This is a genomic window from Frigoribacterium sp. 2355 (genome assembly GCF_054060695.1).
This window is the reverse complement of sequence record NZ_JBSSDL010000001.1, coordinates 574,101-597,523: the sequence shown is the minus strand read 5'-3', so window position 1 is coordinate 597,523 and position 23,423 is coordinate 574,101. Positions and strand designations below refer to the sequence as shown.

Genomic DNA, 23,423 nt, shown 5'->3' with positions numbered 1-23,423 from the left:
GCGACCCGCGGCGCCACGTCTGCACACTGGCCGTCGTACCCCCGGGGGCCGCCCCGGGGGGGCCGGTTTCCCGTGTGTGCCCCCCCCGCGCGCCGCCGGGGGCCGCGCCCCCTGACGGGGGCGCGGCCACGGTCGGTCGGACAGCCGTCTACAGGTCGAGTGCCTCGGCGATCAGGGTCGCCTGCTGCGCAGCGCTCGCCTTGTTCGAGCCGGCGGCCGGCGAGGCCGACGCGGGACGCGACGCCACGCGGATCTGTCGATCGAGGTGCTTCTGCAGCTCGAGCACGACGAACGGCCAGGCGCCCTGGTTCTCGGGCTCTTCTTGTGCCCAGACGAGCTCGGCGGACGGGTAGCGGTCGAGCACGCGGCGGATCTCGTCGAGGGGCAGCGGGTAGAGCTGCTCGAGGCGGACGAGCGCGACGTCGTTCTGGACGCCTCGCTTGTCGAGCTCGGTCGACAGGTCGTAGTGGATCTTGCCGCTGTGCAGCACGACGCGCTTGGTCGACTCGGGCTCGGAGACCCGCGTGCAGTCGAGCACCGGCTCGAAGCGACCCGAGGTGAAGGCGTCGACCCCGCTGGTCGCTCCACGCAACCGCAGCATGGCCTTCGGGGTGAAGACCACGAGCGGACGACGCGGGCGGGCGTAGGCCTGACGACGCAACAGGTGGAAGTACGACGCGGGTGTCGACGGCCGCGCGATCGTCATGTTGTCCTCGGCGCAGAGCTGCAGGAAGCGTTCCATGCGGGCGGACGAGTGGTCGGGGCCCTGGCCCTCGTAGCCGTGCGGCAGCAGCAGGACGACGCTCGAGCGCTGACCCCACTTCTGCTCGGCCGACGAGATGAACTCGTCGATGACCGTCTGGGCGCCGTTGCTGAAGTCGCCGAACTGCGCCTCCCACAGCACGAGCGCGTCGGCCCGCTCGACCGAGTAGCCGTACTCGAACGCCATGGCCGCGTACTCGCTGAGCAGCGAGTCGTAGATCCAGAGCTTCGCCTGGTTGTCGGCGACGTTCTGCAGCGGCAGCCACTCCTGGCCGTTCTCACGGTCGTGCAGCACCGAGTGCCGCTGCACGAAGGTGCCGCGTCGGCTGTCCTGGCCCGCGAGGCGCACGGGGGTGCCCTCGGTGAGCAGCGAGCCGAAGGCCAGCAGCTCGGCGAAGGCCCAGTCGATGCCGCCGTTGCGGCTCATGTCGACGCGCTTCTTGAGCAGCTGCTGCAGCTTGGGGTGGACCGAGAACCCGGCCGGCGGGTTGTCGTGGGCGTCACCGATGTCGTGGACGAGCTCGAGCGACACCCCCGTGGTCTCGGGTTCGCCCCGGGCGTCGTCCTGCTGGGCCACGGGACGCTCGAGGTCGGCGACGTCGCCGTCGTCGTTCGTCACGACGGGGATCGACCCGGTCTGCGCGGCGTGCGTCTCGGCGAAGGCGCGCTCGAGGCGCTCCTGGAAGTCCCGGTGCGCCCCGTCGTACTCGTCTTGCGTGATGTCGCCCCGGCCGACGAGGGCCTCGGTGTAGAGGGTGCGCACCGAGCGCTTCTGCTCGATGAGGTTGTACATCAGCGGCTGGGTCATCGAGGGGTCGTCTCCCTCGTTGTGACCGCGTCGGCGGTAGCACACGAGGTCGATGACGATGTCGCGCTTGAACTGCTGACGGTACGAGAACGCGAGCTCGGCGACGCGGGCCACGGCCTCGGGGTCGTCGCCGTTCACGTGGAAGATCGGAGCCTGGATCGTCTTGGCGACGTCGGTCGAGTAGACCGACGTGCGCGACTCGGACGGCGGGGTGGTGAAGCCCACCTGGTTGTTGATGACGATGTGGATGGTGCCGCCGACGCGGTAGCCGCGCAGCTGCGACATCTGCAGCGTCTCGACCACGACGCCCTGGCCGGCCATGGCCGCGTCACCGTGGATCAGGATCGGCAACGTGCTGAAGGCTCCTGGCGTGCCGCGGTCCTGCTTGGCGCGCACGATGCCCTCGAGCACGCCGTCGCCGGCCTCGAGGTGCGACGGGTTCGCGGCCAGGTACACGGGGATGGTCTCGCCGACGGCACTCGTGAACTCGCCCTCGGTGCCGAGGTGGTACTTGACGTCGCCCGAGCCCTGCACGGTCTTGGGGTCTTGCGTGCCCTCGAACTCGCGGAAGATCTGACCGTAGGTCTTGCCGGCGATGTTCGTCAGGACGTTGAGGCGGCCGCGGTGGGCCATGCCGATGGCGACCTCGTCGAGGCCTTCGCGGGCGGCGTGCTGCATGACCGTGTCGAGCAGCGAGATGGTGGACTCGCCGCCCTCGAGGCTGAAGCGCTTCTGGCCGACGTACTTCGTCTGCAGGAAGGTCTCGAAGGCCTCGGCCTCGTTGAGCTTCGCGAGGATGCGCATCTGCTCGTCGTGCGAGGGCTTCGTGTAGGGCACCTCGAGGTGGTCCTGGATCCACTTGCGCTGCGCGGGATCCTGGATGTGCATGTACTCGACGCCGATGGTGCGGCAGTACGAGTCGCGCAGGATGCCGAGGATGTCGCGCAAGAGGGCGTGGGTACGGCCGCCCAGGCCACCGGTGACGAACTCGCGGTCGAGGTCCCAGAAGGTGAGCCCGTGGCTCTCGATCGCGAGGTCGGGGTGCGTGCGCTGGCGGTACTCGAGCGGGTCGATGTCGGCCATCAGGTGGCCGCGCACGCGGTAGCTGTTGATCAGCTCTTGGACGCGGGCCGTCTTGCTGACGCGCTCGGCCAGGTTGACGTTGATGTCGGCGTTCCAGTGGATCGGCTCGTAGGGGATGCGCAGCGCCGCGAAGATGTCCTCGTAGAAGCCGCGCTGACCGATCAGCAGCTCGTGCACCTTCTTGAGGAACTCGCCCGAGCCCGCGCCCTGGATGACCCGGTGGTCGTAGGTGCTGGTGAGCGTGATGGTCTTGCCGATGCCCAGCTCGACGAGCGTCTTCGAGGCCGACCCCTGGAACTCGGCCGGGTAGTCGAGTGCACCGGCACCGATGATGGCGCCCGCGCCCTTCATCAGGCGGGGCACGCTGTGCACGGTGCCGATGCCGCCGGGATTGGTCAGCGAGATCGTGTTGCCCTGGAAGTCGGCCGCGGCGAGCTTGTTGTCGCGGGCGCGCTTGACGATGTCCTCGTAGGCGGTCAGGAACTCGCCGAAGTGCATCTCTTCGGCCTTCTTGATGCCGGGAACGAGCAGGGCACGGGTGCCGTCGGGCTTCGGGATGTCGATCGCGAGGCCGAGGTTGACGTGCGCGGGGGTGACGACCGACGGCTTGCCGTCGACCTCGTCGTAGAAGACGTTCTGGCTGGGGAACTCTTTGAGGGCCTGGACCAGGGCCCAACCGATCAGGTGGGTGAACGACACCTTGCCGCCGCGGGCGCGCTTGAGGTGGTTGTTGATGACGATGCGGTTGTCGATCATCAGCTTCGCCGGGATCGTGCGGACGCTCGTCGCGGTGGGCACGGTGAGGCTGGCGTCCATGTTCGTGGCGAGGGACTTGGCCATGCCGCGCAGCGGTGAGACCACGTTCTCGGCCTCGGGCGTGGGCTGCTCGCCCGCCGAGGCGGGCTTCGCCTTGGCCTTGTCGGGCACCTGGGCCGGGATCGGCTTCGCCGCCGGCTCGACCGAGGTGGTGCGCGCGGCGGCCTTTTGGCCGGCGGTCGCAGCGGCGGCGGGTGCGGTCGCCTCAGCAGCCGGAGCGGCAGCGGACGACGCAGGAGGCGCGGGTGCGGTCTCGACGGACGGTACGGCGGGCGACGTGGGGGCTGATCCGCCCTCGGGCGGCGTGTAGGCCTCGAGGATCGGCCACCACGACTCGTCGACCGAGTTCTTGTCGACCACCCACTGCTCGTAGAGCTCGTCGACGAGCCACTCGTTGGCCCCGAACTCGGCTGCAGCGCCGTCGTCAGTTGTACCGGTCACGTGGCTTGACACAGCCGATCGCCCACTCTCCGTTGATTGTTGATCAGTGCGTGGGCTGCGACGCCCACCTCCTCCACCTTAAGCGCAAACGGCCGGTCCTCGGCGGGACGACTCACAGGGATTACCGTGGACCCATGCGGTTCTACGAGACGACCCCCACGCACGATCTGACCTACTCCGACGTGTTCCTCGTCCCGAGCCGGTCGTCGATCACCAGCAGGCTCGACGTGTTCCTCTCCCCGGGCGACGGCACCGGTGCCACGATCCCGATCGTGTCGGCCAACATGAACTCGGTCACGGGCCCGCGCCTGGCGGCGACGCTGGCGCGTCGGGGCGGCCTCGGCGTGTTGCCGCAGGACATGCACCTGCAAGACCTCGACGCCGCGATCCGTTGGGTCAAGGACCAGCCCGTCGACTACGACACGCCCTACTCGCTCGACGCGGGGCAGACCGTCGAGCAGGCGCTCTCCGTCGTCCCGGCCGTCGAGGGCCACGGCATCGTCCTGCACGACGGCACGGGGGCGTACCTCGGCTGCATCGCCACCTCGCGCCTGGCGACGGCCCCGCGGGACGCGGTGCTCGGCGACCTGCTGCACGGCGCCCTGACCTCGCTCGACGCGGACGACGTCGACAGCCCCCGCGACGCCTTCGACCGCATGGTCGCGGCCGACATCCACTTCGCGCCCGTGCTGCGGCACGGTCGGGTCGTCGGCACGGTGAGCCGCAAGAGCGCGCTGCGGTCGACGATCTACCAGCCCGCGGTCGACGCCGACGGTCGGCTGCGCGTCGCCGCGGCGGTCGGCATCAACGGCGACGTCGCCGGCAAGGCGAGGGCACTCGCCGCCGCGGGCGTCGACGTGCTCGTGATCGACACGGCCCACGGCGACCAGGACGGCATGATCCGGGCCGTCAAGGCGGTCTCGGCCCTCGGCCTGGGCCTGCCGATCGTCGCCGGCAACGTGGTCACCGAGGAGGCCGTCCGCCACCTCGTCGCGGCCGGCGCCTCGATCGTCAAGGTCGGCGTCGGGCCGGGCGCCATGTGCACCACCCGCATGATGACGGCCGTCGGCCGTCCCCAGTTCTCGGCCGTGCTCGAGACGGCCGCCACCGCCCGTGCCCTCGGCGCGCACGTCTGGGCCGACGGCGGGGTGCGCTACCCCCGCGACGTCGCGCTCGCCCTCGCGGCGGGTGCGTCGTCGGTGATGATCGGCTCGTGGTTCGCCGGCACCATCGAAGCGCCGGGCGAGCTGGCGAGCGACGAGCGCGGCCTCTACAAAGAGAGCTGGGGCATGGCCTCGACCAAGGCCGTGCGCGGTCGCTTCGAGCGCCTCGACCCCTACGAACTGGCCCGCAAGACGCTCTTCGCCGAGGGCATCTCGTCGTCGAAGATCTACCTCGACCCGCTGCGTCCCGGAGTGGAGGACCTCCTCGACATGATCACCTCGGGCGTCCGCAGCTCGTTCACCTACGCCGGCGCGAGGTCGGTCCCCGAGTTCGCCGAGCGAGCGCTCGTCGGCGTCCAGTCGGCGGCCGGCTACGAAGAGGGCAAGGCGCTCCCCGTCAGCTGGTGAGACGGGGCCGAGGTCGCGCGACGGAAAGCGTGCACGTGCCGTAAGATCTCCCGTCTATGGATGACCCTCCGTCTCAGACGACCGCACCCACGCACCATCGCACGCCGCGCCTCCTGACCTCGGGCGCCACGTCCTCCGAGCGGGGTGACGGAACCCGGTGAACGAGTGGATACTGCTCGCCTTCGGCCTGCTGCTCACCGTGGGCACCGGACTCTTCGTCGCCAGCGAGTTCTCGCTGGTGAACCTCGACCGGTCCGACCTCGAGGCCCGTCAGTCCCGAGGTGAGAAGGGGCTCGCCCCGACCATCGGGGCGCTGCGCATCACGTCGACGCACCTGTCGAGCGCCCAGCTCGGCATCACACTGACGACCCTGCTGACCGGCTACACGATGGAGCCCGCGATCTCGCGCCTCCTGTCGCCGCCGCTCACCGCGGTCGGGGTGCCCGAGGGGGTCGTCGCGGTCGGTGCCCCGATCGTCTCGATCGTCGTCGCGACCCTGCTGTCGATGATCATCGGCGAGCTCGTGCCCAAGAACTTCGCGCTGGCCCTGCCGCTGAAGACGGCCAAGCTGGTCATGCCGTTCCAGGTCTTGTTCACCACGGTGTTCAAGCCGGCGGTCGCCCTGCTGAACAACACGGCCAACGCCGTGCTGCGCGCCATGGGCATCGAACCGAAAGAAGAGCTGTCGGGTGCCCGGACGGCTGAAGAGCTGTCGTCGCTCGTGCGCCGCTCAGCGACCGAGGGCAGCCTCGACCGCGACACGGCGACCCTGCTCGCCCGCACGCTCGTGTTCAGCGACCACACCGCGTCCGACGTCATGACCCCGCGGCCCCGGCTCTCGACCGTCGCGCGCGGCGACTCCGCCGAGACCGTCCTCGAACTGGCGCGACGCACCGGCTACTCGCGGTTCCCGGTGACCGACGACGGCATCGACGACGTCGTGGGCCTGGTCCACGTCAAGCAAGCCGTCTCGGTGCCGCGCGAGAAGCGGGCCGACGTACCCGTGTCCGCGTTGCTGACCGATGCCGTCCGCGTCCCCGAGACGATGACCCTCGACAACCTGCTGGGCGAGGTGCGGGGTCGCGGCTACCAGATGGCCGTCGTCGTCGACGAGTACGGCGGGACCGCCGGGGTCGTCACCCTCGAGGACCTCATCGAGGAGCTGGTCGGCGAGGTCAGCGACGAACACGACCGCAGCCGGGTCGACGTCGTCCGGTCCCGCAACTGGCTGACCTTCCCCGGGCTGCTGCGACCCGACGAGTTGCTCGAGCGCGCCTCGGTCAAGGTGCCGGAGGACGGCCCCTACGAGACCGTCGGCGGCTGGCTGATGAGCGAGCTGGGCCGCCTTCCCAAGGTCGGCGACGTGGTCGAGACCGACGACGGCGCGTTCCGCGTCGAACGGCTCGACGGCCGGCGCATCGATCGCATCCGCTTCACGCCCACGCCCGACGACGTGGTCGAGGCCACGGCGACCGAGCCGGGCCGCCGCGACGGGCGCGACGAGCGCGACCGGTCGGGCCGACGCGACCCGAAGGTGCTCCCCGAGAAGGTGCGCACGGGCGTCGAGGACGACCGTCGCGCGGTCCGCACGAAAGAGGTGACCCGATGAGCAGCGACTGGTGGGGCATCGTCTGGCTCGTCGTGTTGCTGGCCGGCAACGCGTTCTTCGTGGCCGCCGAGTTCGCCGTCATCTCGGCTCGTCGTTCGCAGATCGAGCCCAAGGCCGAGGCCGGAAGTCGCGCGGCGAAGACCACGCTGTGGGCCATGGAACACGCGACGATGATGCTCGCGACGACGCAGCTCGGCATCACCATCTGCTCGCTGCTGATCCTCAACGTGTCCGAGCCGTCGATCCACCACCTGCTCGAGGGGCCGCTCGCCTGGACCGGGCTCAGCCCCGAGCTGGTCAGCGTCGTCGGCTTCGTCATCACGCTCGTGCTCGTGTCGTTCCTGCACGTCGTGTTCGGCGAGATGGTGCCGAAGAACATCTCGTTCTCGCTCCCGGACCGTGCCGCCCTCCTGCTGGCCCCGCCGCTCGTGGCGATCGCGCGCGTCCTGCACGTGGTCGTGCTGGCCCTCAACCACTCGGCCAACGCGGTGCTGCGGGCCTTCAAGGTCGAGCCGAAGGACGAGGCGACCAGCGCCTACACGGTCGACGAGGTCGCGACGATCGTCGCCCAGTCGCAGCGCGAGGGCATGATCACCGACGCGACCGGCACGGTGCGCGCGGCGTTCGAGTTCACCGAGAAGACCGTTGCGCAGACGGCCGTCCCGATGGCCGAGCTCGTCACCCTGCCCGAGGACGCCACGCCGCACGACGTCGAGCGGGCGGTCGCCCAACGCGGCTTCTCGCGGTACGTGCTGGTCGACGACGGCGGCGACCCCACGGGGTACCTGCACCTCAAGGACGTCATCGACCTCGACGAGGACGAGTTCGCCGACCCGGTGCCGCCGAAGCGCATCCGTCAGCTGATCTCGATCTTCCAGGGGACCGAGCTCGAGGACGCCCTGGCGACCATGCGCCGCAGCGGCGTCCACGTCGCCCGCTCCTTCGACGAGACCGGTGCCACGCGCGGCGTGCTGTTCCTCGAGGACATCCTCGAAGAGCTGATCGGCGAGGTCCAGGACGCGACCCGGCGTCGCTGAGCGAGCCCGCGCAGACGACGCGACCCGCGCCTCCTGACCCCGAGGGGTGAGGAGGCGCGGGTCGCGTCGTCCGGGACCGTCACGGCCCCCGGGCGGTCAGCCGTGCTCGGCCGGCCGCGCCCGGTTCAGTGCGCGCGGAAGGGCGCCCGCTGGTACTGCGGCGGCGTGTAGTCGAGCTCGATCCCGAGCTCGGCCGCGGCGCGGAGCGGGAAGTGCGGGTCGCGCAGGAACTCGCGCGCCATCAGCACGACGTCGGCCTGGCCACTGGCCACGACCTCGTTCGCCTGCTCGGCACCGACGATGAGGCCGACGGCCCCGGTCTCGACGCGCCCCTGCGTCCGGACGTGCTCGGCGAAGCGCACCTGGTAGCCGAGGCCCACGGGGATGCTCACGCCGGCGACGAGGCCGCCGGTCGAGATGTCGAACAGGTCGGCGCCGGCCTCGTGCGCCCAGGCCGCGACGGTGGCGGTGTCGTCCTCGTTCCAGCCGCCGTCGGCCCAGTCGGTGGCCGAGAAACGGACGAGCAACGGGTACTCGTCGCCGACCTCGGCCCGGACGGCCGCGACGACCTCGAGCAGGAAGCGCGCACGGTTCTCGAGCGACCCGCCGTACTGGTCGTCGCGCGAGTTGCTCAGCGGCGAGAGGAACTGGTGCAGCAGGTAGCCGTGGGCGGCGTGCAGTTCGATCAGTTCGAAGCCGGCGTCGATCGAGCGGCGCGCGGCGACGCGGAACGCCTCGACGAGGCCGCTCACCGCCTCGGTGGTCAACGCGACGGGCTCGTCGTAGCCCTCGAAGGCGACGGCCGACGGGGCGACGGTGGTCCAGCCGCCCTGCTCGGCGGGGACGGTGCCCTGCGTCTCGCTCCACGGGCGGAAGGTCGAGGCCTTGCGGCCGGCGTGCGCGAGCTGAACGCCGGGCACGGAACCCTGCGAGCGGATGAAGGCCGTGATCGGGCGGAACGCCTCGACCTGGTCGTCGTTCCAGAGACCGAGGTCCTGCGGCGAGATGCGACCCTCGGGCGTGACCGACGTGGCCTCGGCGATGACCGCACCCGCGCCTCCTCGAGCGAGCGAGCCCAGGTGGACGAGATGCCAGTCGGTGGGGACGCCGTCCTCGAGCTCGGCCGAGTACTGGCACATCGGCGCGACCCAGAGGCGGTTGCGGAAGGTCTGGCCGCGCAGGGTGATGGGGTCGAAGAGACCGACGGGGGAGTCGGAGGGGGTCGTGGGGGCGGGTGCCGTCTGTGCTGCGTTCGTCACGAGTGTGGTCATCGCCTTTCGGTGGGGAGGGCCGCGAGCCCCTCGACGAAGCGTCGGAGAGGCTCGGGCCCCTTGAACAGGTGCCCGATGATCCCGAGCGCCTGGGCGGCCTCGACGTTGTCGGACCTGTTGTCGATGAACACCGTGTCGGCGGCCGTTGTTCCGAGTTCGGCGAGGACGTGCTCGAAGATCGTGGCCGACGGCTTGAGGTCGTCGAGTTCGGCGCTGACGAAGACCTGCTCGAACAGCTCGCCGAGGGGCGAGTGCCGGAACGGCGACGCGAAGTCGAGACCGGCGTTCGAGAGGATCGCCAGTCGCGTGCCGCCGTCGGCCAGGTCGGCGATCACCTCGAGCGTGCCGGGCTCGGGAACGAACCACGACGGGAAGTCGGCGGCCCAGAGCTCGTGCACGCGGGTGCGGGGCCAGTCGGCGCCGGTGTCGGCCGCGATGGCCCGCCAGTACGCCCCGGCGCTGAGCGTGCCGCGGTCGAGGGCGTGACGGTGGCGACCGTAGCTGGGCCAGAGCACGTCCGGGTCGACGCCCGCGAGCTCTTCGAGGCGGCGGCGCGACGCGTCGTCGGGGAACCGCGCGATCACCTCGCCGTAGTCGAAGACGACGGTGCGGCCGGGGAGTGAGATGCTCATCGACCCACCGTATCGGCGGCGCAGGTCGGGGCCGGGCGGGGCGCGGCCGACTACCGTCGGGGCGTGACCTCCGACACCCGCTTCACCGACTGGACCCCCTCCGACGCCGCCGACCAGATCGCCGTGCCGGCCGTCGACGACGACAAGTACAGCCGAGGCGTGCTCGGCGTCGTGACCGGCTCGAGCGCCTACCCGGGCGCCGCCGTGCTCGGCGTCGAGGCCGCGTTGCACACCGGCGTCGGCATGCTGCGGTACCTGGGCCCCGCCCGCGCCTCCGACTTCGTGCTGCACCGTCGGCCCGAGGCCGTGACGAGCCCGGGTCGCGTGCAGGCGTGGTTGCTCGGCTCGGGCGTGGACCCGGACCACCTCGACGACGAGACGCGCGACGGCTTCGCGACCGGCGCCTCCTCGGGGCTGCCGCTCGTGCTCGACGCCGGAGCGCTGTCGCTGCGCGAGCAGGCGACCGGGCCGGTGGTGCTGACGCCGCACTTCCGCGAGCTGGCGAAGGCCTCGGGCCGCGAGGTCGCCGACGTCGCCGCCGACCCGGCCGGTGCCGCCGAGCGTGCGGCGGGGGAGTGGGGCTGCACGGTGCTCGTCAAGGGGCACCACACGTACGTCGCCTCGCCCGGCGGCACGCGCCTCGTCGCGGCCAGCGCGCCGACGTGGTTGGCCACCGCCGGCGCGGGCGACGCGCTCGGGGGAATCCTGGGCGCCCTGGTCGCGACGCACGCGGACGAGATCGCCGCGGACGAGGAGGTGCTGGCCCGGTCGGCCGCGACCGCTGCGGTGCTCCACGGCCTGGCGGCGTCCCGGGCGGGTGCCGGCGGACCGTTCACCGTGCTCGGTCTGATCGACGCCCTGCCCGCCACGATCGCGGAGCTGTTGCGCCGGGGCTGAGCCGGGCCCAGGCGCACGGCACCACGAGTTGAGCGTCGGGGCCCCCCCCCACGGCGGGGGGGCCCCCCCGGGGGGGGGGGGGCGCCCCCCCCCCGCCCCCCCGCCCCCCCCCGGGGGGGGGGGGGGGGCGGGGGGGGGGCGCCGCCCCCCCCCCCCCCCCCCCCGGGTTGGCCCCCCCCCCCCCCGCGGGGGCGGCCCCCACGCTCAGGTCGTGGTGCGGCGCTCGACGCGCGAGCGCCCGGGACTCAGGAGGCGGGGGTCGCCGCCACGAGGAACTCGACCGTTCCCTGGTCTTCGACCTTGACGAAGCCGAGGCTCGGCGCGTCGACGCCGTAGTCCGAGAAGGTCACCGGGATCGACCCGCTCACCTGGACGCCGTCGCCCGACAGGGCCGCCTGCAGGGGCACCGTGACGGTCTTCGTGACGCCGTGCATGGTCAGCTCCCCGGTCGCGTCGACCTTGGCCACGTCACCGTCGGAGGGGACGGCCGCCTCGATCGGCTGGGTCAGCGTGAACGTGGCCGTGGGGTACTGGTTCACCTGCATGGCGGTGCCCCGGAAGTAGTCGTCGCGGTTGCCGCTGTCGGTCGCGATCGAGGCGACGTCGACGTCGATGGTGGCGGCCGAGATGGTCGTCCCGTCGACGGTGATCGTGCCGGAGACCTGGTCGGTCTTGCCGACGACGGTGACGTCGGTGCCGTTCAGCACCTCGTCGACGCGGTAGCCGGCCGTGCTGCCGTCACCGATGCTCCAGTCGCCTGCGAGCTGGCTGGGGTCGAGCGTGCTCGACCCGGGGGTGAGGGAGGCGGTGGGCGCGGCCTCGGGTTCGCCGACGATCACGTCGCGGTAGAAGGCCGGCCCGGCGAAGGCCGCGGTGGCCCCCAGGACGACGACGACGGCTGCGGCGACGCCGAGCCCGATCTTGGTCTTCTTCTTCATGGTCTTCGTCCTTCGGAGGGGTCGGCGTGACGCGCGGCGAGTCCACGGGGCTGAACCGATGGTGACGTGTCTCCTTCGCAAGAACCTGGGAGGCACAGGTGAAGACGGTGGGCGCCCGGAGCCGGCCGAGTCGGATCGGGCCCGGGTCCAGGGCCGGCCCTGGCCCGGGGCCGGTGCCGGGGCCGGTGCCGGTCGATCCCGGTCAGTGAGCGGTGAACCGCGTGAGGAACTCCTGGGTGCGCACCTCGCGGGGGGCCGTGAAGAGCTGCGCGGGCGGACCCTGCTCGGCGATCCGGCCTCGGTCGAGGAAGACGACCCGGTCGGCGACGTCGCGGGCGAAGGCCATCTCGTGCGTCGCCATGAGGATCGTCGTGCCGACCTCCTTCAGCGTGCGCACGAGGTCGAGCACCTCGCCCACCAGCTCGGGGTCGAGGGCGCTCGTGATCTCGTCGAGCAGCAGCACGGCGGGTCGCGGGGCGAGGGCCCGGGCGATGGCGACCCGCTGCTGCTGTCCGCCCGAGAGTCGGTCGGGGTAGGCGCCGGCCTTGTCGCCGAGACCCACGCGCGTGAGGACCTCGAGGGCGCGCTCGTTCGCCGCGGCCTTGGGCTGGCGCAGCACGTGGCGACTGGCCAGGGCGACGTTGTCGAGCACGGTCAGGTGCGGGAAGAGGTTGAAGTGCTGGAAGACCACGCCGATGCGGGCCCGGACGGCGTCGACGCGCACCCGGGGGTCGGTGATGTCGTCGTCGCCGAGCACGATGCGGCCGTCGTCGATCTGCTCGAGCAGGTTCACGGTGCGGAGCAGCGTCGACTTGCCCGAGCCGCTGGCGCCGATCAGCGCCACGACCTCGTCCCGCGCGACGTCCAGGTCGATGCCGTCGAGCACGACCGTGTCGCCGAAGGACTTGCGGACCCCTTCGAGGCGCAACACCGTCTCGGGGCCGGGGCCGGGGCCGGGGCCGGGGCCGGGGCCGGGGCCGGGGGCTGCGGGGGTGACGGGCACCGCGCCTCCTGGGGTGGGGTCGGGGGTGGAGAGGCTCATACGACGCTGCCCGCCTGTTCGCGACGACGGAGGCGCGCCGACAGCCAGTCGGTCAGCCAGATGGTCGGCAGGGCCAGCAGCACGAACAACAGCCCGGCGAGCACGTAGGGCGTGAAGTTCGCCGCCGTCGCGGTCTCGATCTGGGCGGCGCGGACGGCGTCGACCGCCCCGAGCACCGAGATGAGACCGACGTCTTTCTGCATCGAGACGAAGTCGTTCATGAGGGCGGGCGTGACCTTGCGCAGTGCCTGCGGGAACACGACGAGGCGGAGGGTCTTGGCGTGGCTGAGGCCGAGCGACCGGGCCGCGAGGCGCTGCGACGGGTGGACGGCGTCGATGCCGGCGCGGATGACCTCGGACACGTAGGCCGAGTAGGTGAGGACCAGCGCGATCGTGCCCCAGAACTCGGCGGGCAGACGCGGGATGCCGAGCCCGAGGCCCGGCACGCCGAAACCGACGAGGTAGAGCACGATGATCAGCGGCATGCCGCGGAACAGGTCGGTGTAGCCCCGCACCAGCGCCCGGACGGGGAAGAAGACCGGACCCCGCAGGGTGCGCAGTGCCGACAGGACGGTGCTGACGACGGCCACGCCGACGGCGGCGACCAGCAGGACCCGCACGTTCAGCCAGAGGCCCTCGATCACGCGGGGCCAGGCCGACGCGAAGGTGGCCCCGTCGAGGAAGCTGAACTGCACTCGGGACCAGCCGGGCGTGCTGGTGACCGCCCACCACGCGAGGGCGGCGAAGGCGACCGTGCTGACGGCGGCGATCACCACGGAGCGGGTCGACTGTCGTCGACGGAACGCGCGCCGGTCGAGTTCGAGGTCGCTGGCGGCCACCGGGCCGGCCGCGACCGTGCGAGGCGCTACGACAGCTCTTTCACGTCGTAGTCGGCCAGCCACTGCTTCTGCAGCTCGGCGAGCGTGCCGTCGGCCCGGAGGTCGTCGACGGCCTTCGTGACGTCGGCGGTCAGGGAGCTGCCGAGCGGCAGGACGATGCCGAGCTGGTCGCTCGCCCCGTCGGTGGCGGGCAGCTGGCCGAGCACGACGCCGCCCTCGACGAAGTACGTGGCCGTGGGGACGTCGAGCACGATGGCGTCGACCTGGCCGGCCTCGAGGGCCGCCTTGGCGTCGTCGTTCGAGTTGTAGGCCTGGACGCCGCCCTCGGGGTCGATGGCGTTCTCGGCGGCGGTGAAGCTCGTCGTGCCGCTCTGGGCGCCGATGGCGAGGCCCTTCAGGTCGGCGATCGAGGTGGCGTCGGCCGCGGAGGTGCCGGGCAGGGTGACGACCGCCTGGCGCGTCTCGTAGTAGGCGGGCGAGAAGTCGACGGCCTTCTTGCGCTGGTCGGTGATCGAGAACTGCTGCAGGTTGAGGTCGAAGGTCTTCGGCCCGGGCGCGATGGCCTCGTCGAACGTGGTCCGCACCCAGACCACGTCGGAGTCGTCGTAGCCCAGCTTCTCGGCGACCGCGTAGGCGACGGCGGCCTCGTAGCCCTTGCCCGAGGTCGGGTCGTCGTCCTCGACCCAGGGGCCGTAGGCCGGTTCACCCGTCGCGACGGTGATCTTGCCGTCGGTGACCGGAGCGACGGCCGCGCCGCCGGCACCCGAGCCCCCGTCGGACGAGCAGGCGGCGAGCGACCCGGCCAGCACGAGGGCGGCGGCGGTCGCGACGAGTCGGAGGGAGGCGGGTCTGCGCATGAGAGGGATCGTAGCGGCGACCGCGGACGTCGGCCGACGCATGACGCCCGGCGTCGGGGCCGGCGGCTAGCCTGTGGGCATGCCGACCTCCGTGCCCCCCGCGTCGGCCACCCCAGGGGCACCGATCGTCCGCGCGGCGCGGACGTCGGGAACCCGGCCCGTCGCCGACGGCCCGACGACGTTCGTCGACCGGGCGAGGTCGTTCGTGACGTCGCCGGTCGTGCTCGGCATCGCCTTCGTGCTCGTGCACGCCTGGCTCGTCCGGCTCAACCTCGTCGGCGGCAACCGCACCCTGGGCGACGTCGACGTCGTCTACCGCACCTGGATGCAGCAGGGCGTCGGCGGGGGCGACTGGGTGGGCGTCGACCGCCCGTGGGTCTACCCGCTTCTCGCCGCGGTGCCGATGCTGCTCGCCCGCCTGGGGGGCGACTCCGGGTACGGGGCCGTGTGGCTCGTATTGGTGTCCCTGCTGAACGCCGGCGCCTTCGTCGTGCTCGTGGCGCGGCGTCGTGCCGGGTCCGTGGTCTCCGCCTGGTGGTGGCTGGCGTTCCTCGTCGCCCTCGGGCCGATCGCCCTCGGCCGCATCGACGCCGTCACGGTCGCGATCGCGCTGGTGGGACTGTTGCTCGTCTCGACGCGGCCCTCGGCGGCGTCCGCCCTGCTCACGATCGCGGCCTGGGTCAAGGTCTGGCCCGCCGCTCTCGTGGTGGTGGCCGTCCTCGCCCTGCGTCGTCGGGTCGAGGTCGTCGTGGCGGCGGGGGTGACGAGTGCGGTCGTGGTGTCCGTCTCGCTCGTGCTCGGCAGCGGGTGGAACGTCTTCGGTTTCGTCGGCCAGCAGGCCGGTCGCGGTCTCCAGGTCGAGTCGCCCGCGGCCGTGCTCTGGCTCTGGCGCGCGGCCGCCGGGGTGCCCGGCACCTTCGTCTACTACGACCGCGAGATCCTGACGTACCAGATCGCCGGCGACGGGGTCGGGTTCGCCGCGAAGGCGATGAGCCTCGTGATGGCCGCGGTCGTGCTCGGCGTCGTGCTGCTGGGCTTGCGGGCCGTGCGCCGCGGGGTGACGGCCACGCGCCTCCTGGGTCCGTTGTCGCTCGCCGTCGTCGTCGCCCTCATCGTCACCAACAAGGTCGGTTCGCCGCAGTTCGTGGCCTGGCTCGCGGTGCCCGTCGTCGTCGGGCTCGTCCTCGCACGGTCGGGTGGGCCGCGGTTCGTCGTGCCAGCGGTGACGGCCGTGGTCGTCGCGGGGCTGACCCAGGTGGTCTACCCCCTCGAGTACGACGCCCTGCTCGCCGCGCGACCCGACCTGGTGGCCGTGGTCACCGTGCGGGCCGTGCTCGAGCTCGGACTGCTGGGGTGGACGGTCGTGACGCTCTGGCGCCTGCGGCCCGCACACGCGAGGATGGACGCATGATCGTCGCGTTCTCCGTCTCGCCCAGTGGTGCCGCTCCCGAGGGCGGGCCGTCCGCCGGCTCCGAGCCCGACTCGGTCCACTCGGCCGTGGCCGCCGCCGTCGCGGTCGTGCGGGCGTCCGGGCTGCCGAACCACACCTCGTCGATGTTCACCGAGATCGAGGGCGAGTGGGACGAGGTGATGGCCATCGTCAAGGCCGCGACCGAGGCCGTCGGCGCCTTCGGCTCGCGCGTCTCCCTCGTGCTCAAGGCCGACATCCGGCCGGGACGCACCGGCGAACTGACCGGCAAGGTCGAACGACTCGAAGCCGCACTCGGCGACGCCTGACCGCATCACGCAGGGCCGGACCACCGTCGCGTCGGTCCGGCGTGTGGAACGGGACGCCGCCGTCAGCAGGGCGTGAGGGCGTCGACCCGCGACGAGAGGGCCTGCTGGCCTCCGAGCAGGACCACGTGCTCGGTCTGGAGGACGTCGAGGTCGTGCAGGATCGATGCCGGCACGCACGTGCCCGGCACGATGAACAGTGGCGACGAGGTCCGGGCTGCGAGGGCTGCGCCCGACAGCGCGTCGGGGTAGTTGACGCCGGTGGCGAGATAGACCGTTCCGGCTTCGTCGAACGCCCCGCGTGTGGTGTGGTGGGACACCTCGTAGCGATCGGCGCCGACGATCTGCCCGCCGCGGTCGGTGCCCGACAGGGACGTGGCGATGCCGGGGGACATGGCCCGCGGGCCTCCCACGCCGATGGCTGCAGGGCTGCCCAGATCGCCCCACAGCTCGCGCGTCGCGTCATCGGCGCGTCCCGCCCGGCCGTCCACCATCACGAGCGGGGCGTCGGCCTCCGCAGCCGCGGCACCGGCCGAGAGGGCGTCGGCGAACCCCGAACCCGAGGCCAGGTACAGCACGCGGCCCGGTGAGGTGCCCGTGGTCGCGGCAGGGGAGTCGGACGAGACGAAGGCATAGCGCGCGATGGCTCGGGACGTCGCGTACCGATCGGCGCCGCCGATGCGCACCACCGTCGAGCGCGGACCGCTCGTCGGGGTGGCCACGACGCCGAGGGCCTTCTCGACGTCCGGCGAGATCGAGACGGGACCACCGACGACGACGACCGTCTTCGGTCGCAGGCGCTTCAGCTCGGCGGCGACGACGTCGGGAACGGTGGTCGGGGTGACCAACAGGAGGGGGGCGTCGAGATGCGCCGCGGCCGGTCCGGCCGACAGCGCATCGGGGAAGCCCAGCCCGTTGGCGACGACGACCGTGCCGCCGGTCTCGGTGAACCGCGAGGACATGGCGGCAGCGACGGCGAAGCGATCGGGGCCGGAGATGCGGGTGGTGGTCTGACGAAGGGGCGGGAGGAGGACCGTTCCCACCGAGCGCGTCTCACCGCTGGCGACACGGTAGCGCGTCGCGTCGTCGCGGTCCTCCACACCGGGTGCGTAGCGGGGCGCGACGGCGGGGGCGGAGTCGTCGGTGCGGTTCAGGGGGAGGCCCGTCAACCGCACGACGTAGTCACCCGCCGGCAGCCCGTGGAACGCGAACGTCCCCTTCCGGATCGCCGCCCCCGTCGCGAGGTACCAACGACCTCGCGAGTCCGTCGTCCACGCTTCTGCGCTGAAGCCGACGTCGAGGGGGTCGTCGAGGACCGGGGTCACCGAACCCGTCAGGACGGCCGACTTCTCGACCTGCAGGTCGAGTCCCGAGAGCCGGGCGTCCTTGGCCACGGTCACGATCGTCGCGTCGGATTCGGCCGCGGCGCCCCCGAACCACGACGTCGAGAGGTCCGGCGCGTCGGGTGAGGGCCTGACCGAGGCGCGGATGCGGTAGCGGCCGGGGTCGACCGCGACCGAGTAGGCGCCTCTCGAGTCGGTCAGGGCCGACGAATGGTCGCCGGTGTCGACGTTGACGACCGAGATGTCGGCGTTGCCGACGGCGGCGAAGTCGTCACGACCCCCGCCGAGCCACACGCGCCCCGCCAGGGCCTCCTGGACGACCAGGCGGGCGTCGACGTCGGTGACGGTCTGGCCGTCGGCCACATCGAACCAGCGGGCTCCGGTGAGATCGTGGGCTCCACCCCAGTACTGGCTCCGGCGCGTGTCGCCGTCCTCGAACAGCACCGTGTAGCGACCCGCGGTCACGACCTCGAGGGTGTAGGCGCCCGTGGTGCGGTCGACGAACTGGGTCGAGCCCACCTCGGCTCCGTCGGGGCGGATCAACCGTGCCTCGGCGATGGAGTCGCTGCGCGCGGGATCGGTCCCCGTCAGGTGCCCGGTCACGTATCCCGTCGTCGCTGCGTGCGCCGGAGGGGGAACCGCCAGGCCGACCAGCGTGGAGATCAACACCAGCGCGACGACCGTCAGGGCCCCGACGAGGGTCCGCGTGGGAGGCCGGATCGGGTCGCCGGAGCCCCCGAGCCCTCGGTGGGTGGCGGCGGGGGAGGAGCCGGGTGTGGACATGCGAGAACCCATCGGGAAGGAACGGAACGCTCGAATCTAGCGGCACGGAGCGGCTCGACGCCAGATCGCTGGCTGCGGGTGCGTCGCCGGACGGGTCGGAGTCCCTTCGGACGGTTGGCAACCGCGGGTCGAATCGATACGATCAGGAGGGAGGCGCGACGTGTCGCGCTCTTCCGCACGTGCCCTGCTCGATGACGAGCGAAGGTCGTTCCTCCCTTCTCCTCTGGCTCTTCTCGATCTGCAAAGGCCCGCTCGTGACCCACCTCTCCCGCCGTCGTCGCACGGCCGCCTTGATCGCCCTCGCCCTCGGCGGGTTCGGAATCGGCTCGACCGAGTTCGTGGCCATGGGCCTCCTGCCGAACATGGCGGGCGACCTGCTGCCCGATCTCTACTCGCGGTCGGCCGACGCCGGCATCGCCCAGGCCGGCTGGTTGATCAGCGCCTACGCCCTCGGCGTCGTCGTCGGGGCCCCGACCATCGCCGCGATGTCGTCGCACTTCCCGAAGAAGAAGTTGCTCCTGGCGCTCCTCGCCGCCTTCACGGTCGGCACGATCGCGTCGGCCCTGCTGCCGTCGTTCGGCTGGGTGCTGGCCGCCCGCTTCGCCGCGGGCCTGCCGCACGGCGCGTACTTCGGCATCGCCTCCATCGTCGCCGCGTCGATCATGGGGCCGGGCAACCGGGGCAAGGGCGTCGCGCTCGTCCTCAGCGGCCTGACGATCGCGAACGTCATCGGCGTGCCCTCGATCACCTGGCTCGGCCAGCAAGCCGGGTGGCGCGTCGCCTACCTCGCCGTGGCCCTCATCTTCGCCCTGACCTTCGCCGCCGTCGCACTCGCCGTGCCGCACCAGGACGGCGACGCGTCCGCCTCGATGAAGCGCGAGCTGCGGGCGTTCAAGCAGCCCCAGGTGTGGCTCGTGATGGGCATCGGAGCCATCGGCTTCGGCGGGTTCTTCGCGGTCTACAGCTACATCGCCAACGCCGTCACCGAGGGCGCGGGCGTCTCCCAGGGCGTCGTGCCCTGGGTGCTCGTCACGGTCGGCGTCGGCATGACCATCGGGAACCTGCTCGGCGGCTGGCTGGCCGACCGGTCGCTCAAGCTCGCCATGTACCTCGGCTTCGTCGGCCTCATCGCCGCGCTCTCGGCCTACGCGCTCACGTCGAGCTCGATCGTCGGCATCTTCGTCAGCACGTTCTTCGTCGGCCTCGTCGGCTCGAGCGTCGGCCCGTCGGTGCAGTCCCGCCTGATGGAGGTCGCAGGCGAGAGCCAGGTCATCGGCGCCGCCCTGAACCACTCGGCCATGAACCTCGGCAACAGCTTCGGCGCGTACCTCGGCGGCGCGGTCATCGCGGCGGGCCTCGGCTTCTCGGCACCCGGGTGGGTCGGCGTCGTGCTCGCCCTGGCCGGGGTCGTCCTCACCATGATCAGCTTCGGCATGCAGCGAGTCGACGACCGGCGCGGAGCGGCACGCGTCACGGCCGCCGAACGCGAGTCGGTCTCGGCCTAGCCCCCCGCGCCGCCGATGCGGGACGACGGGTCCCGAGGAGGCGCGGGTCTGGCAGACGACGAACGGCCCTGTCCCGAGGAGGCGCGGGTCACGCAGACGACGAACGGCCCGGCCCCCGAGGGGGCCGGGCCGTTCTCCGCGTGGGGCCGGGCGTCAGAAGCTGGTCTGGGCCGGCGTGTCGGTCTGGAGCAGGATGCCGTCCTGGATGGCGCGCTTCCGGAGGGCGACCTTGGTGCCCACGTCGTAGCCGGCGACGCGGTACTTCTCGCGGATGCGCTTGAGGTAGCTCTTGGCGGTCTCTTCGCTGATGCCGAGCTGGTAGGCGACGGCCTTGACCGGCTCGCCACCGCCGTAGAGAGCCATGACGCGGCGTTCCTGTGCGCTGAGCTTCGGCACACCACCCACCTCGGCGGCGTTGAGGGCCAGGTCGAGTTCGGCCGAGATGTACGACTCTCCCTTGGCGGCCGAGCGGATCGCCTCGACGATCATCTCGGCGTCCTCGCTCTTGACGAGGTACCCCAGGGCGCCGGCGGCGAGGGCCTCGCGCACCACGTTGGGCTCGGAGTAGGTGCTCATCAGCACGGTCTTGACGCCCGTCGTCTTGAGCGTGTTGATCTTGAGCGAGATCGGGATGTTGTCCTTCAGGTCGAGGTCGAGCAGCACGACGTCGACCGGGAACTCGGGGTGCGTGAGCAGCTCGGGCCAGGACGCGACGGCGGCGACCATCGAGATGTCGCCCGCGGCACCACGGATCCACTCGCTGAGGGCGCCCAGGAGCATCTTGTGGTCGTCTACGAGGGCGAGGCGGATGCGGTCGTCGTGGTCTGACACGTCGGGACCTTCTTTCAGGACGGAGTGGGGTTCATGCTACGGGCGGGGGTGGTGATGGGGCCGGGCCACGCGGGGTGCTCGGCGGGTCAGGCCTCGGCGGGGTTGTCGACGATGCAGTTGACCGAGATCTTGACGCTCGACTCGTGGGTCGAGACGACGTACTCACCGGCACGCTCGAGGGCGTTCCAGGTGGCGGGCGTGACGCGGTTGCGGCGGATGCCCGTGGTCGAGAGCACGACGGGCACGCAGACGCTGCGACCGGCGAAGGACTGGGACGCGGCGGTCACCGGGCCGAGGGTCAGCTGGATCGTCGTGCCCGGTGCGCGGCTCTTCGAGTCGCCGAGCAACAGCCAGACGCCTTGCAACAGTCCGTCGCGCTGTGCCGGGGCGAGCAGGCCGGCGAGCGACGACGGGTCGACCAGCGCGACCGACCGGCCGAGGTACTCGGACTCGGTGACGGCGTGGTGCAGCCAGGTCTCGCGCCGGCCCTCGATGAGGTGCAGGCGCAGTTCGGTGGCGAGCGACGCGGCCTGCGACGCGACCTTGGGCGACAGGGGCAGGGGCACGTCGCCGTTCGCGACGCCGTCGAGCAATTTCTCGGCCGCGAGGTCGAGTCGCGCCAGTTCGTCGCTGGCGAGCATGCCCACCGCGAAACGGGGCTGTGACACGTTGCTCTGCACGAGCACCCGGTCGAGTTCGACCTGCACCATGCGACGGAAGCGGTGCACGGCGAACGTGGCGATGGCGCTCGGCAGGACGGCCAGGGCCACGACGGTGATCTGCTGCGGGCCCGAGTCGCTGGTCACGGGGGTCGAGAGCGCCACCATGACGACGAACGCCACGAAGAGCAGGGCGGTGGCCGTGACGACCTCTCGCACGGGCCTGAGGGTGACGATGGGCAGCAGACCGAAGCCGACGGCGACGCTCGACGTGGCATAGGCGCCCACGTCGTGCAGCGGCCAGATGGCGACGAAGTCCAGCGTGACGACGACGGCCAGGACGACCCCGATCACGGCGAAGACGCCCGTGGTCAGCCGCTCGCCCCGGACGGTCACGAGCACGGCCGTGCCGATGAAGGTCGCCACGTAGAGCAGCCACGAGATCAGGACGGGGGCGACGTCGGGATAGGCCGAGAGGTGGCTGAGGAAGAAGGCGAGACCGTAGACGGCCTGGAGCGCGGCGACCACGGCCGCACCGACGCCCAGGTACCCGGTGCCGAGGGTGGCACCGGCCGCACGGGCCTGGCGCAGCGAACGCGCTCCGGTCGAACTGATCGGCAGGCCGCGAGCTGCTCGGCGACCCCGCACGATCCCGAAGGTGTTCTCGTCGACGCTCATCGCGGTGCCTCCAGGACGACGGTGGTGCCCGACCCGGGCGACGAGAACAGACGGGCGCTGCCGCCGACCTCGTGCAGCCGGCCGACGACGGACTCCTTGAAGCCCAGGCGCTCTTCGCTGATGCCGGCGAGGTCGAACCCGACGCCCGCATCCGTGACCATGGCACGGACCATCGAGTCGTCGTGGATGATCGTGACGTGGGCCTCGGTCACGCCGGCGTGACGTCGCACGTTCTCGAGGCACTCCGCGAGGGCCAGCAGGAACGCGTCGAGCACGTGGGTGGGCAGCAGGACCTGGCCGGTGCCGTGCCAGCTCACCTCGAGGCCCATGCGGCCGAAGCGTTGCTTGACCGACTCGAGGGTCTGGCCGAGCGGGGACTCCTCGACCGTCTCGAGGCTGTAGTCGCCCGACGCCTGCGGCTGCGGCGTGCCGCCCAGACGGAGGTGGCGCAGCAGGCGTGCGTCCTCGGCGGCCTGGTCCTGGAGCGCCTGGGGCGTGACGCCGAACCCCGAGTGGGCGAGCAGGGTCAGCGTGGCCAGCACGGTGTCGTGCAGCAGGCGGGCGCCCTGCCGCCGCTGGGCCTCGGTCTCGCTGGCCTGACGTTCGGCCCTGTGGGCGTTGCCGATGCTGTAGATGCGGCGTGCCGCCAGGGGCACGGCGCGTCCGAGCCACAGGCCCGTGACGAAGCAGGACACCCAGCCGAGCATCACGGCCGCGACCGGGAAGGTGAACGGCGAGCCGGTCGCCAGGGCCACCAGGGTCAGTTCGACGACGAAGGCCACGATCGCCGTGGTCAGCCGTGGGCGACTGGACGAGAGCATGAGGCTGAAGGCGGCGGTCGCACCACCGGCCAGGGGGATGATCGCGGTGGCGAGCGGACCGTCGTCGGGGCCGCCGGCGGGCAACAGGGCCACCACGGTCGCCGCGATGCCCGAGGCCAGCCCGACCGGGACCCAGACGCGGGCGCGCGGCCCGGTGACGAAGAGCAGCGACACGACGAGCAGAGCGGCGAGCGGGGCGATCGCCGCGAGGTGCAGGGGGTCGGTCACGCCGGGGATCGCCAGGGCCACGACCGAGACCGCCGCGCAGGCGAGCCCCAGGGTGCGGGTCGTGCTGCTGAGCAGACGATCGCGCTCTTGGGCGAAGATGTCCATGATTCGTGAGTGGCTTCCGACGGTGGCGTCACGGCTGCCGGGTGGCTGGCGACTCCTCATGTTTTCACACCCAGCCCCCTCTCAGGGGGTCGTGCACGGCCCGAAACGCCGATTGTCGGGGTAACGATCCGGT

The 23,423-nt window shown here is 71.8% G+C and carries 18 protein-coding genes; 7 read left to right on the top strand and 11 right to left on the bottom strand.

Annotation, left to right across the window (positions count from 1 at the left end; translation table 11 throughout):
- Positions 1-148: 148 nt before the first annotated feature.
- Entirely contained in the window at positions 149-3,922 is a 3,774-nt protein-coding gene (locus ACVJ1F_RS02795) for a multifunctional oxoglutarate decarboxylase/oxoglutarate dehydrogenase thiamine pyrophosphate-binding subunit/dihydrolipoyllysine-residue succinyltransferase subunit (RefSeq protein ID WP_456884524.1), read from the bottom strand.
- Positions 3,923-4,044: 122 nt separating this feature from the next.
- Here ACVJ1F_RS02795 and guaB1 point away from each other — a divergent pair, with 122 nt between their 5' ends.
- The 3 genes from guaB1 to ACVJ1F_RS02780 all read left to right on the top strand — a co-directional run bounded on the left by guaB1 (position 4,045) and on the right by ACVJ1F_RS02780 (position 8,127).
- Positions 4,045-5,481, top strand: coding sequence for a GMP reductase (gene guaB1 / locus ACVJ1F_RS02790; RefSeq protein ID WP_456884522.1), 1,437 nt, complete (start codon positions 4,045-4,047; stop codon positions 5,479-5,481).
- A gap of 157 nt (positions 5,482-5,638) precedes the next feature.
- A complete protein-coding gene (locus tag ACVJ1F_RS02785; RefSeq protein ID WP_456884520.1) occupies positions 5,639-7,090 on the top strand; it encodes a hemolysin family protein in 1,452 nt (483 codons plus the stop codon).
- Complete coding sequence (locus ACVJ1F_RS02780; RefSeq protein ID WP_056046041.1) at positions 7,087-8,127, top strand: hemolysin family protein; 1,041 nt, start codon at positions 7,087-7,089, stop codon at positions 8,125-8,127. Before ACVJ1F_RS02785 ends, ACVJ1F_RS02780 begins: the two co-directional genes overlap by 4 nt.
- Before the next feature lie 125 nt (positions 8,128-8,252).
- On the opposite strand, the gene ACVJ1F_RS02775 is transcribed toward ACVJ1F_RS02780, so the two are convergent.
- Complete coding sequence (locus ACVJ1F_RS02775; protein WP_456884518.1) at positions 8,253-9,398, bottom strand: NADH:flavin oxidoreductase/NADH oxidase; 1,146 nt, start codon at positions 9,396-9,398, stop codon at positions 8,253-8,255.
- Complete coding sequence (locus ACVJ1F_RS02770) at positions 9,395-10,030, bottom strand: HAD family hydrolase (protein ID WP_456884516.1); 636 nt, start codon at positions 10,028-10,030, stop codon at positions 9,395-9,397. Before ACVJ1F_RS02770 ends, ACVJ1F_RS02775 begins: the two co-directional genes overlap by 4 nt.
- Positions 10,031-10,093: 63 nt before the next feature.
- Here ACVJ1F_RS02770 and ACVJ1F_RS02765 point away from each other — a divergent pair, with 63 nt between their 5' ends.
- Complete coding sequence (locus tag ACVJ1F_RS02765; RefSeq protein WP_456884514.1) at positions 10,094-10,927, top strand: ADP-dependent NAD(P)H-hydrate dehydratase; 834 nt, start codon at positions 10,094-10,096, stop codon at positions 10,925-10,927.
- Positions 10,928-11,172: 245 nt separating this feature from the next.
- Here the strand turns inward: ACVJ1F_RS02765 and ACVJ1F_RS02760 are convergent, their stop codons facing one another.
- From ACVJ1F_RS02760 to ACVJ1F_RS02745, 4 genes are all read right to left on the bottom strand, one after another.
- Positions 11,173-11,865 carry a YceI family protein gene (locus ACVJ1F_RS02760; protein ID WP_267658663.1) on the bottom strand — a complete coding sequence of 231 codons (693 nt, stop codon included), beginning with the start codon at positions 11,863-11,865 and terminating at the stop codon, positions 11,173-11,175.
- Positions 11,866-12,067: 202 nt separating this feature from the next.
- A complete protein-coding gene (locus ACVJ1F_RS02755; protein WP_456884512.1) occupies positions 12,068-12,907 on the bottom strand; it encodes an amino acid ABC transporter ATP-binding protein in 840 nt (279 codons plus the stop codon).
- Entirely contained in the window at positions 12,904-13,746 is an 843-nt protein-coding gene (locus ACVJ1F_RS02750) for an amino acid ABC transporter permease (RefSeq protein ID WP_456884510.1), read from the bottom strand. Before ACVJ1F_RS02750 ends, ACVJ1F_RS02755 begins: the two co-directional genes overlap by 4 nt.
- A gap of 26 nt (positions 13,747-13,772) precedes the next feature.
- The gene (locus ACVJ1F_RS02745; RefSeq protein ID WP_456884508.1) at positions 13,773-14,603 is read right to left on the bottom strand and encodes an ABC transporter substrate-binding protein; all 831 of its coding nucleotides are present in this window, start codon (positions 14,601-14,603) and stop codon (positions 13,773-13,775) included.
- Between the two features lie 79 nt (positions 14,604-14,682).
- On the opposite strand from ACVJ1F_RS02745, the gene ACVJ1F_RS02740 reads away from it, so the two are divergent.
- The gene (locus tag ACVJ1F_RS02740; protein ID WP_456884507.1) at positions 14,683-16,014 is read left to right on the top strand and encodes a hypothetical protein; all 1,332 of its coding nucleotides are present in this window, start codon (positions 14,683-14,685) and stop codon (positions 16,012-16,014) included.
- A complete protein-coding gene (locus ACVJ1F_RS02735; protein WP_456884506.1) occupies positions 16,011-16,340 on the top strand; it encodes a thiamine-binding protein in 330 nt (109 codons plus the stop codon). The genes ACVJ1F_RS02740 and ACVJ1F_RS02735 overlap by 4 nt, the downstream gene beginning before the upstream one ends.
- A gap of 62 nt (positions 16,341-16,402) precedes the next feature.
- Here ACVJ1F_RS02735 and ACVJ1F_RS02730 read toward each other — a convergent pair whose 3' ends face one another.
- A complete protein-coding gene (locus ACVJ1F_RS02730; RefSeq protein WP_456884504.1) occupies positions 16,403-18,463 on the bottom strand; it encodes a cell wall-binding repeat-containing protein in 2,061 nt (686 codons plus the stop codon).
- Between the two features lie 254 nt (positions 18,464-18,717).
- Here ACVJ1F_RS02730 and ACVJ1F_RS02725 point away from each other — a divergent pair, with 254 nt between their 5' ends.
- Complete coding sequence (locus tag ACVJ1F_RS02725; protein WP_236556851.1) at positions 18,718-19,968, top strand: MFS transporter; 1,251 nt, start codon at positions 18,718-18,720, stop codon at positions 19,966-19,968.
- Positions 19,969-20,121: 153 nt separating this feature from the next.
- On the opposite strand, the gene ACVJ1F_RS02720 is transcribed toward ACVJ1F_RS02725, so the two are convergent.
- The 3 genes from ACVJ1F_RS02720 to ACVJ1F_RS02710 form a co-directional block, all read right to left on the bottom strand.
- Positions 20,122-20,799, bottom strand: a complete 678-nt coding sequence (locus tag ACVJ1F_RS02720) for a response regulator (protein WP_456884502.1) — start codon at positions 20,797-20,799, stop codon at positions 20,122-20,124.
- A gap of 86 nt (positions 20,800-20,885) precedes the next feature.
- Positions 20,886-22,136 carry a hypothetical protein gene (locus ACVJ1F_RS02715; RefSeq protein WP_056046027.1) on the bottom strand — a complete coding sequence of 417 codons (1,251 nt, stop codon included), beginning with the start codon at positions 22,134-22,136 and terminating at the stop codon, positions 20,886-20,888.
- Positions 22,133-23,290, bottom strand: a complete 1,158-nt coding sequence (locus ACVJ1F_RS02710; protein ID WP_456884500.1) for a sensor histidine kinase — start codon at positions 23,288-23,290, stop codon at positions 22,133-22,135. Before ACVJ1F_RS02710 ends, ACVJ1F_RS02715 begins: the two co-directional genes overlap by 4 nt.
- Positions 23,291-23,423 lie beyond the last annotated feature (133 nt).

Coding starts and splice junctions, on each gene's coding strand:
- guaB1 (WP_456884522.1), top strand. CDS start 4,045: ATGCGGTTCTACGAGACGACCCCCACGCACGATCTGACCTACTCCGAC.
- ACVJ1F_RS02780 (WP_056046041.1), top strand. CDS start 7,087: ATGAGCAGCGACTGGTGGGGCATCGTCTGGCTCGTCGTGTTGCTGGCC.
- ACVJ1F_RS02775 (WP_456884518.1), bottom strand. CDS start 9,398: ATGACCACACTCGTGACGAACGCAGCACAGACGGCACCCGCCCCCACG.
- ACVJ1F_RS02770 (WP_456884516.1), bottom strand. CDS start 10,030: ATGAGCATCTCACTCCCCGGCCGCACCGTCGTCTTCGACTACGGCGAG.
- ACVJ1F_RS02760 (WP_267658663.1), bottom strand. CDS start 11,865: ATGAAGAAGAAGACCAAGATCGGGCTCGGCGTCGCCGCAGCCGTCGTC.
- ACVJ1F_RS02755 (WP_456884512.1), bottom strand. CDS start 12,907: ATGAGCCTCTCCACCCCCGACCCCACCCCAGGAGGCGCGGTGCCCGTC.
- ACVJ1F_RS02745 (WP_456884508.1), bottom strand. CDS start 14,603: ATGCGCAGACCCGCCTCCCTCCGACTCGTCGCGACCGCCGCCGCCCTC.
- ACVJ1F_RS02740 (WP_456884507.1), top strand. CDS start 14,683: ATGCCGACCTCCGTGCCCCCCGCGTCGGCCACCCCAGGGGCACCGATC.
- ACVJ1F_RS02735 (WP_456884506.1), top strand. CDS start 16,011: ATGATCGTCGCGTTCTCCGTCTCGCCCAGTGGTGCCGCTCCCGAGGGC.
- ACVJ1F_RS02730 (WP_456884504.1), bottom strand. CDS start 18,463: ATGTCCACACCCGGCTCCTCCCCCGCCGCCACCCACCGAGGGCTCGGG.
- ACVJ1F_RS02715 (WP_056046027.1), bottom strand. CDS start 22,136: ATGAGCGTCGACGAGAACACCTTCGGGATCGTGCGGGGTCGCCGAGCA.
- ACVJ1F_RS02710 (WP_456884500.1), bottom strand. CDS start 23,290: ATGGACATCTTCGCCCAAGAGCGCGATCGTCTGCTCAGCAGCACGACC.